Source organism: Streptomyces sp. NPDC047453 (genome assembly GCF_040643155.1).
Taxonomy (GTDB): Bacteria; Actinomycetota; Actinomycetes; order Streptomycetales; family Streptomycetaceae; genus Streptomyces.
Genome location: NZ_JBEYTS010000191.1, coordinates 1 through 1,078, shown reverse-complemented (window position 1 = coordinate 1,078; position 1,078 = coordinate 1). Strand labels below are relative to the sequence as shown.

General features: G+C 57.4%; 1 rRNA gene. It reads left to right on the top strand.

Features of this window, described 5'->3' with window-relative positions:
- Positions 1 to 1,078: ribosomal RNA gene (locus tag ABZ818_RS42880) — 23S ribosomal RNA — on the top strand; the annotation flags it as partial.

Genomic DNA, 1,078 nt, shown 5'->3' with positions numbered 1-1,078 from the left:
TCTCGTGACTGCGTGCCTTTTGAAGAATGAGCCTGCGAGTTTGCGGTGTGTTGCGAGGTTAACCCGGGTGGGGTAGCCGTAGCGAAAGCGAGTCCGAATAGGGCGGTGGAGTAGCACGCTCAAGACCCGAAGCGGAGTGATCTAGCCATGGGCAGGTTGAAGCGGAGGTAAGACTTCGTGGAGGACCGAACCCACCAGGGTTGAAAACCTGGGGGATGACCTGTGGTTAGGGGTGAAAGGCCAATCAAACTCCGTGATAGCTGGTTCTCCCCGAAATGCATTTAGGTGCAGCGTCGTGTGTTTCTTGCCGGAGGTAGAGCACTGGATAGGCGATGGGCCCTACCGGGTTACTGACCTTAGCCAAACTCCGAATGCCGGTAAGTGAGAGCGCGGCAGTGAGACTGTGGGGGATAAGCTCCATGGTCGAGAGGGAAACAGCCCAGAGCATCGACTAAGGCCCCTAAGCGTACGCTAAGTGGGAAAGGATGTGGAGTCGCACAGACAACCAGGAGGTTGGCTTAGAAGCAGCCACCCTTGAAAGAGTGCGTAATAGCTCACTGGTCTAGTGATTCCGCGCCGACAATGTAGCGGGGCTCAAGCGTACCGCCGAAGTCGTGTCATTGCGATATGTACCCCCAACGGGGATCGTGATGGGTAGGGGAGCGTCGTCTGCCGGGTGAAGCAGCCGTGTAAGCGAGTTGTGGACGGTTGACGAGTGAGAATGCAGGCATGAGTAGCGATACACACGTGAGAAACGTGTGCGCCGATTGACTAAGGGTTCCTGGGTCAAGCTGATCTGCCCAGGGTAAGTCGGGACCTAAGGCGAGGCCGACAGGCGTAGTCGATGGATAACCGGTTGATATTCCGGTACCCGCTGTGAAGCGTCAAACATCGAGCATCGTGATGCTAAGGCCGTGAAGCCGCCCCTGATCTCTTCGGAGTGAGGGGGAGTGGTGGAGCCGCTGAACCAAGCGGTTAGTAGGTGAGTGATGGGGTGACGCAGGAAGGTAGTCCATCCCGGGCGGTGGTTGTCCCGGGGTAAGGGTGTAGGACGTCAGGTAGGTAAATCCGCCTGGCA